Genomic DNA, 8207 nt, shown 5'->3' on the forward strand with positions numbered 1-8207 from the left:
ATCGTCAGCCGGCCGGACGCTCGACGCCGAGTCGCGCATAGCCGTGGAACGCGCCCAGTTGAATGCGCCGCGCATCGTCCTTCGCTAGCTGGAGGTCGGGGATGTGCGTCAGCAGGCCGCGCAACACGGCTTCGAGCTGCATGCGCGACAGCGCGACGCCGATGCAGCCGTGCGGCCCGGCACCGAAGGTCAGGCTGCGTCCATCGGCGCGATGAAAGTCGACCGTGTCGGGCGCGGCGAACTCGGCCGGATCGCGATTGGCGGAACCGAGCAGCAGGATGAGCTGATCGCCGCGCCGGATCCGGTGGCCGCCGAGTTCGGCGTCAGCCTGCGCGTAACGGAACAGCGCCTGCGCCGCGGGATCGTAGCGCAGCAGTTCGCGAACCGCGCGCGGCACCAGGCCGACATCGTCGCGCAGCGCTTGCCATTGCTCGGGGGCCTGGAGTGCCGCGGCGATGCTGTTGCCGATCGACAGCAGCGTCGTGCCGTATCCGGCGATGAACAGCAGCAGAACGTTCATCGCGATCTCGCGGCGGCTGATTTCCCCACGCCGTTCGAGCGCGAGGAAATCGGCAAGCGGGTGGGTCGGGTCGCCCCCGTCGCGGCAAGCGTCGATGCACGCGTCGATGTCGAGCAGGAAGCGTTCCGTGCTCGCGACGGCCTGCCGGTGTTCCGTGGGGCTCAGCCGCATGAAGCTGATCAGTTGCCACGCTCCCTGCGACGCGCGACGGTACGCATCGGCCGCGCTTTCCGGAAAGCCGAGCAGGAAGCAGACGGTTCGCACCGGCAGCTCGCGTGCCAGTTCGGCAACCAGGTCGAAGCGCGCGCGGCGATGCAGCGGCGCGAGCAGGGCGGCCACCTGAGCGTCGATGTAGTGCTGCACGGCGATCAGGCGCGTCTTCGAGAACATCGGCGCCAGCAATCGCTTCAGGCGCTCGTGGCCGTTGCCGTCGCTGAACAGGATCGTGTCCTTGAACCCGAGCGGGTCGGCGTGCGGGTTGTCGAACGCCGGCGGCAGGCAGGCGAAGGTGCGATCGCCCAGCACGTCGAGCACGTGCCGATGCGACGAGACGAGCCAGCTGCCGCTCGCATCGCGATGGACGGGTGCCGATTGCCGCAGCCGCGCATAGACCGGATAGGGATCGGCGTCGCCGTTGCCCAGGATCGACGGCAGCACGCTGGCTGCGTCGCGATGCGCGTGCTCGATCGTGCCGGTCATGGGCGTCGTGCCGGTGAAGACGGTCATTCGTCGGACAACGCCGCGCGCAACGCGTCGGCGGCATCGCGATGCGCGTCGCTCGCTTCCGGCACCAGCGTCCCCATCGAGAAGAAGCCGTGGATCATGCCCGGATACACGCGCAGCGCCGCCGTATTGCCGTAGGACGCGAGCCGGCGAACGTAAGCTTCATGCTCGTCGCGCAGCGGATCGAATTCGGCCGACACGATCCAGGCCGGTGCGAGGCCGCGCCAGTCGGTGGGCGCGTTGCGCTCGCCGTCCAGCGGCGCGAAACGCCAGTCGTGTCGGTCGTCGGGCGTGACGAGGTACTGCTCGCGCAGCCAGCGAATCAGGTCGAGCGACAGAAAATACCCGTCGCCGTAGCGTCGATGGGCGTCCGTGTCCAGCCCGGCCGCGAGCGCGGGATAGATCAGCAGTTGCTGCGCGAGCGCGATGCCCGCGTCGCGGGCCTCGACCGCGCAAATCGCCGCCAGCGTGCCGCCGGCGCTTTCGCCGCCGATCGCGAGCCGCGCCGGATCGATCCCGAACGTGATCGCGGCGCGCTTCAGCCAGTGCAGCGCATCGACCGCGTCCTCGACCGCGCACGGAAACTTGTGCTCGGGCGCGAGCCGGTATCCGGCGGACACGACGGCGCACTGCGCGTCGGCGGCGAGCATGCGGCACACGGCGTCGGCCGTGTCCAGCCCGCCGACCACGTAGCCGCCCGAGTGGAAATAGAGCAACGCGGGCAGGAGCGCGCCGAGGCTCGGCTCGGCGGGATAGTAGATGCGCGCGGGAAGCTGCCGGCCGCCGCGCGCGTCGAACCGGACGTCTTCGATGCGATGGACGGGGCGCGCCTGGATGTCGCCGAGCCGCGTGTAGTAGTCGAACCACTGGCGTGCGCTGGGCACGTCGAAATCGCTGAGGCGCTTCGCGCCGGCGGCGCTCCGGCGCGCGAGAAACTGCCGGATGCTCGCGGGCGCGGATGCGAGGGCGGCGTCGTCGGGTTCGATGATGGTCATGAAGGAACCTCGCAAGGAATCGTCAGGTTGGGTAGCGCGAAACGCCGCGTATCGCACGCCGTGTCGTCACGGCGCGGCCCGCGTGCGCGGCGTCACGCGCGCAGCCAGAAGTAGTCGCCGGCGACGATGCCTTCGAACATCTCGTCGCTGGATTCGATGATGTTGCTGCGCCAGTAGCGCCCGTGTTCCGCGTAATGCGACAACAGATCCGCGACGACCTGGCCGTCGACGTCGTGTTCCAGCGGCAGACGGACGATCAGGACGATGCCGCCCGTGTCGGTGTCGATGCCGAGCTGCGCCTGGTCCTGCGCGTAGATCACGAGGTTCGCTTCCAGCATCAGCCGGAACACGACGAGCGTGCGTCCCGCGCTGACGGTGCCGTAGTGGAAGTTGACGTACATCGCCTGCGGATCGTTCTCGAAGTGATCCAGCTGGACCTCGAATCCTTCGACCTCGATCGTGCGGGTGCTCAGCACGTGATCCGGGTCGGGCAGGCCGACGACGCTGCACACGTCGCGAACGACCTCCGTGTATAGCTCGATGCTCATGCCGGGTGTCGATGGAAGGTCGATCGTGCGGACGGAGACGCGATGCCGAAGCAGCCGGCGCCGTGCCCACGGCACGAGCGCCGGCCGCGTCGGCCGTCAGCCCTTCTTCGCCGCGTTTTCGACGTCATCCGCGGCGGTCTTGGCGAGGTTCAAGACCGACATGACGAGTGACATCGTCACCTGCATCATGGCCATCTGAATCATTGCCGGAATCAGTGCGCTGGTGGCGCCCTCTGCCGCACCGGTTGCCGCGCCGGCCATCGGTCCAAAAGACATGGTAGTACTCCTCTATTTCAAGAAATGATCAAGATCGCGCGGACGGCGTCGATTCGCCAACCGCTTCGTTGCCGGCATGCACCGGCTGCTTCCTGCCTGCTGCCTTCCCTGCTTCCTGCTTGCTACATTCGTTGCCCGGCGCGTGCCGGACGATTTCGGTCGAGCGATGCCGTTCAGTGCAACGACGCGTGATCTTCGGGCGGAAGCTCGCGCAGTTGCTGCACGATGCTGCGCGCGGCGACCATGCCCCGATAGATTTTCTGAAGGGCGGCGCGGTCCTGCATGTCGTTGCACGCGCTCGTCGCATCGCTGACGCGCTTCGCGCATCTGTCGAACGCCTGGTCGATGCGCGCCGCGCCGTCGGTCGATTCGAGCGTGCGCTGCAACTGCTTGAGATCGTCGCGAATGGCTTCGAGGTCTTGGTACATGATCGGACTCCTGTGGGTGACAAACGTGGGCGAGCTGAGCGGGCGACGCGTCAGCGGTTCTGTGCACGGATCGGCGTGACCGATTCGCGCATGACGGTCGCGCCATCGCCGAGGTCGGGCGGCGCGCCCGGAAACAGATGCTTGACGCCATCCGGCGTCTGCACGTAACGCGTGTCGCCGACGGCCATCATCGACGTATAGACCAGCGACGGAATCGTGGACGGGGCCTCCGTCACGTCGACATCGATACGTCTGACGTTGCCGTCGAGATCGGCGCGCAGGCGGTTCAGGCCGTCCCGGAACTGCGTGAGCGACGGAACCGCGCCGTTGATCGAGAAGACGCCGCCGCCGGCGTACGACACGCGCAGCCCGTCGATGCCGAGCGAATCCTGGATGCTCGCGACATCCGACTGTGCGACGTCATACGCACGCGCCACGTTGCCGCCGAGCCGCGCCAGCAGCGTACGCACGGCGACGTCGTCGGCGGAGGTCGACACGATGCCGTCGACGACCACCGTGGCGCCGTGATCCTGCGCATGCAGGTCGGCCAGCTTCGCGTCGTGCAGCGCAGCGTTGATCTGCTGCGCGAGCGCGGCCGCGGTGCGCGGCCCCGTCGCGCCGGGCGACGGCCACAGGCGGGCATAGACGAGTGTTGCGCCCGCGGTCAGGAACGCGACGAGCATCGCGCCCGCGCCGATCACGCGCACCGTTCGGCGCGCCGGATTCGGCGCGACCGGGCCGGACGCCGTCGGTCGCGATGCGGACGCGGCTGCGTCGCCGTTGTACATGCTCGCGAGCAGCTGGATGTCGGGCGGCCACGCGGCGTCTTCGTTGCCGAAGCACAGCACCGTCACGCCGAACGGAAACGGCACGAAGTCCGGAATCAGCACCACGACCGGATTGGCGTCCGGCGCGTCGGCGTCGTCCGACGAAGCCGGCGCTTCGGGCGTGTGTTGCGCGCGAACGATACCGGCATCGTCGATGTCGACGACGATTTCGTCGTCGTCCCAGTCGGTAATGCAGATGTCGGTGTCGTCGTCCTTGCCGATCCGGTATCGGCCCGGCGTGAGCCGTGCCTGGATGCCTGCATGCGTGCCGGTCAGGATGCGCAGGATTTTCATGCCGATGGAGTCCGGGTTCGTTGAGCGTTGAGATCGAATCGCGTGGTGCCGAGCAAGCCTGACGTCAGTCTAGACATGCGCTCGGGCGCCGGCGGCGTGCGCGCGAAGTCATTGCGTGGGGTCCGAAGCGTTGCCGGGCGCGCGCGGCGCCGGCGTGCGCAGCAGCACCTGCACGTGACGCATCGAGCGCTCCGCGAGCGTGCCGCTGAGTGGGCGCCGCGCGCTCAGCACCATGAGCGGCAGCAACGCGTTGAAGCTCGCCTGCCGATCGCCCGGTCGTGCGCCGGACTGGGCGCCGCCCAGGCGCGCCTGCGAGTCGATCAGGTCCTGACGCACGGCCGCGAGGTTGTCGTCGAACGACCCGGTGAGAAAATTCGCGTCGCGTCGCGCGTGCAACAGGTCGAGCGTGGTCGACAGCGCCTGCCGCGACGGTTGCGCGGTCGTGCCCTGGCGCAGCGATTCGCCAATCGAGAAGAAGCGGTCGGCCGAGGCGGTTCGCAACGCATCGTCGCGCAACATCGGCAGGCCGAGTGCCGCGGTATCCGGTGCGTGCATGGCCGTTTGCGTCGCGTCCGATACGGAATCGCCGCCTGCCGACGCATGGGCGCCGCTCGCGGAACTCCGGCGCCGGATGGCAAACGCGTCGGGCTCCTTCGCCGCGCGCGGTGGCGGGCCCGGTCGCCCGTCGCGCTGTCGCTGACGTCGCTCCTGCTGCTGCTGTTGTTCCCGGCCCTGCTGTTGCCGGCGCTCCTTGTCGCGGCCTTGCTGCTGCTTGCCTTGCTGGTGGGAGCCGCCGTCGCGTCCTCGCCGTCCGTCCGAATCGCGGTGCAACGCGGCGACACGCCGGTGCGTGACGCCCGACGCGCTCATGCGCGCCAGCAGGTGCTGAGCCTTGGCGGCACTGTGCAGGGTCTTCGTGCGCGTGCCGTGACGAAAGGTGCTGTGACGGTACTGCCGTGCCTTGCGGCGCGCGTGATGAGCATGCAGCGCATGCTGCTGCGCGTCGTCGATGCGCGCCTGCTCGTCGAGCGCGGCTTGATTCGGCCGCGACGGGATCCGGGAGACGCTCACGACGGCACCGCGGTGGTCATCAGCTGCGTGGCGAAGCGCAGGATCGCGGCGCCGCCCCAAGCGCCGGTCAGCGCCAGCACGGCCAGCACCGCCACGAGCTTGAAGCAGTGGGAAATCGACTGATCCTGCAGCGACGTGATCGCCTGCACGAACGAGATCAGCAGGCCCGCCAGCGCCGACACGGCGATCGTCGGCAACGACACGTAGAGGCAGAGCAACATGCCCTGGGTGGTCAGGCCAATCAGGTCGTCGGTATTCATCGGCGCCGCCTTATCGGTAGGTGAGGATCAAGCCGTGGATCAGCGTCGACCATCCGCTCATCGCGACGAACAGCAGCAGCTTGAACGGGATCGCGATGTTGGTCGGCTGAAGCTGGTTCATGCCCATCGCGAGCAGGATGTTGGCAATCACCAGATCGACCACGATGAACGCGATGTACAGCAGGAAGCCGATCTTGAAGGCGTCGGCCAGCTCGGACAGCGTGAACGCCGGTGCGAGCACGATCAGGTCGTCCTCGTGCAGCTGATTGGCCATCGCCTGCGGCCACACGACATGCGCGGAGCGCAGGAAGAACAGTTTCTCGCGCTCGCGTGCATGCTGCTTGAGGAACGCGCGAAACGGCTCGCGCGCCGCACCGAACGCCTGAATCATCGCCTGGGACGGTTCGGGCGAAACCTGCTCGTGACTGAGCGTCTGCATCGCGCTCATGCCGATCGGCGCCATCACGTAGAGCGACACCAGGATCGCGATGCCGTTCAATACCATGTTGGGCGGCACCTGCTGCACGCCGAGCGCGTTGCGCAACAGGCCCAGCACCACGACGATCTTCGCGTACGAAGTCACGACCATCGCGATGAAGGGCACCAGGCTGATCGCCAGCACGGCGATCAGCAGGCCGGTGAAATCACTGAACTGAATCATGACCGTTCGCCATGTGAACGATGCGCACGCCGAGGTGCTCGCCGACGGTCACGAGCTCGCCGGTGCCGATCACCTGGCCGTAGGCGAGCAGCCGCACGCGCGCGTCGCGCACCGTGCCGGGGAGCTCGAGCACGTAACCGGAGCGCAGCGCGGACAGTTGAACGAGCGGCAGCGTGATGGTCTCGATCTCGAAGCGAACGGGTAGCTCCAGATCGTCGATCGACGCGGCGACGGGGAGATCGCCACCGTCGAGCGTGGCGTCGGTGCGGGAATTTTCCTGGGTCATTTGAGGGTCCGTGTTGATGACAAGTCGTGAGCCGTCGAGCGTCGCGCGAACGTGAAACCTGCGCGCGCCGGGGGCGCCGAGATACACGTCCACGTGGTCCGCCTGCTGCGGCACGTCGAGCAGCGTGCGCAGCGCCGCGGGCGCCACGCGCAGGACGACGTCGCCGGGGCGCAGCCCGTTCAACGTCTGCACGCTGAGCGTCCGCTCGCCGATGCCGAGCGAGGCCGGTATCGCGATCCGGCTGATGCAGTTGGCGAACGGCACGCGTTGCGGCGCGATGCGCCGCTCCATCGTGTCGATCCATGCGGGGGCGATCCGGTCGAGCACGCATTCGAAACGGTGGCCGTCGAGCGTGAAGCGCAGCGCGAGCGCCGCGCGGACGGCGGAGGCCGTGCGCAGCTCCGTCACGTGCGCATCGGCGAGGCCGACCGTCTTCAATGCGTCGAGCAACGGCTCGGAGATGATCGCGGCCACCGCATTCCTGAGCGACGCGGCGAGGGCGGCGTCCTCGGACATCGTCGAGCCGGTCGCGATGCTCGCGAGCGCCGGGTAGCACGCGAGATCGATCGCGATCGCGGCGGCGGTGCCGTTGGACTGCAGTTCGAGCGAGCCGGGCATCTGCCAGTTCGCGGGCGCGGCTTCGGTGATGTCCCAATCCTGCAGATCGAACTCATGCGCGAGCAGCGCGGCGATCCGGGCATCGCACAACAGCCGGCGCAGGCGGGCCGTGTGCGAATCGAACTGCGGCAGCACGCCGACCGAATCGGCGAGGCTTTTGACCATTGCATCTGGCTGGGGCATTTTGTTTCCGGTTCTGTTGTGTCGCGGCGCGGGATGTCCGTTGCGATGCGTGTCGGTCTTCCGCGTCGCGTGGTGGATCATCGGGTTTCGATCGCGACTTCCCGCGGCATCCTCAAATGCGCGAGGAGCGATACGAGGCGCTGCTTCAACGTGTCTTCGTGGCGGCAGATTAAGGCCCGGACCGGCTCCGACGACGTTTCGAAACGAAGCACGAGGTCGAAATGCGAAAGCGTCAGATGCAGCGCGCATTCCGGCAGCAGCGACGGGTCGATGCGCAGGTGAATCGACCAGTTGCCGTGCGCGGTCACGGCCTCGTCGGTGCAGAAATCGGCGATCCTGTCGGCGAGGAAATGCATCAGGCCGGCGACGCGCGCCTCTTGCCGGGACAGCGCCGTGAGGAACGGCGCGGCCAGTGCGTCGAGATGACGCTCGCGCAGCGCGTCGGCCTGCGCGTCGACCGGTGACGGCGCCGCGCGATCCTGCGGCGCGGCGTCATCGTCGTCGACGTCGCGCGCCT

Annotated in this window: 11 protein-coding genes; all 11 read right to left on the reverse strand. The window is 68.0% G+C overall.

What is annotated here, in order from left to right; all coding sequences use genetic code 11:
* Window positions 1–4: 4 nt before the first annotated feature.
* On the reverse strand, window positions 5–1246 hold the full coding sequence (locus F3J14_RS19695; protein ID WP_247682248.1) for a cytochrome P450: 1242 nt from the start codon (window positions 1244–1246) through the stop codon (window positions 5–7).
* A complete protein-coding gene (locus F3J14_RS19700) occupies window positions 1243–2238 on the reverse strand; it encodes an alpha/beta hydrolase (RefSeq protein ID WP_166724440.1) in 996 nt (331 codons plus the stop codon). Before F3J14_RS19700 ends, F3J14_RS19695 begins: the two co-directional genes overlap by 4 nt.
* A 92-nt stretch (window positions 2239–2330) precedes the next feature.
* Window positions 2331–2786: a molecular chaperone Tir gene (locus F3J14_RS19705; RefSeq protein ID WP_166724441.1), complete on the reverse strand. Its 456-nt coding sequence runs from the start codon at window positions 2784–2786 to the stop codon at window positions 2331–2333.
* 96 nt (window positions 2787–2882) lie between these two features.
* Window positions 2883–3062 carry a hypothetical protein gene (locus F3J14_RS19710; RefSeq protein WP_124663133.1) on the reverse strand — a complete coding sequence of 60 codons (180 nt, stop codon included), beginning with the start codon at window positions 3060–3062 and terminating at the stop codon, window positions 2883–2885.
* A gap of 173 nt (window positions 3063–3235) precedes the next feature.
* The gene (locus F3J14_RS19715; RefSeq protein ID WP_166724442.1) at window positions 3236–3490 is read right to left on the reverse strand and encodes a type III secretion system protein; all 255 of its coding nucleotides are present in this window, start codon (window positions 3488–3490) and stop codon (window positions 3236–3238) included.
* A gap of 50 nt (window positions 3491–3540) precedes the next feature.
* On the reverse strand, window positions 3541–4611 hold the full coding sequence (hrpD5, locus tag F3J14_RS19720) for an HrpD5 family protein (RefSeq protein WP_166724443.1): 1071 nt from the start codon (window positions 4609–4611) through the stop codon (window positions 3541–3543).
* Between the two features lie 108 nt (window positions 4612–4719).
* A complete protein-coding gene (locus tag F3J14_RS19725) occupies window positions 4720–5682 on the reverse strand; it encodes a hypothetical protein (RefSeq protein ID WP_166724444.1) in 963 nt (320 codons plus the stop codon).
* Window positions 5679–5942 carry a type III secretion system export apparatus subunit SctS gene (sctS, locus tag F3J14_RS19730; protein ID WP_043188506.1) on the reverse strand — a complete coding sequence of 88 codons (264 nt, stop codon included), beginning with the start codon at window positions 5940–5942 and terminating at the stop codon, window positions 5679–5681. Before sctS ends, F3J14_RS19725 begins: the two co-directional genes overlap by 4 nt.
* A gap of 10 nt (window positions 5943–5952) precedes the next feature.
* Window positions 5953–6603, reverse strand: coding sequence for a type III secretion system export apparatus subunit SctR (gene sctR, locus F3J14_RS19735; protein ID WP_105832293.1), 651 nt, complete (start codon window positions 6601–6603; stop codon window positions 5953–5955).
* The gene (gene sctQ / locus F3J14_RS19740; protein WP_166724445.1) at window positions 6587–7690 is read right to left on the reverse strand and encodes a type III secretion system cytoplasmic ring protein SctQ; all 1104 of its coding nucleotides are present in this window, start codon (window positions 7688–7690) and stop codon (window positions 6587–6589) included. Before sctQ ends, sctR begins: the two co-directional genes overlap by 17 nt.
* Window positions 7691–7767: 77 nt before the next feature.
* Window positions 7768–8207: type III secretion system protein SctP (sctP, locus tag F3J14_RS19745; protein WP_166724446.1), on the reverse strand; the 440-nt coding region annotated here is incomplete at its 5' end.

The sequence above is a fragment of the Burkholderia sp. Tr-862 genome (genome assembly GCF_011753085.1).
In the GTDB taxonomy this organism is placed as follows: Bacteria; Pseudomonadota; Gammaproteobacteria; order Burkholderiales; family Burkholderiaceae; genus Burkholderia; species Burkholderia ambifaria.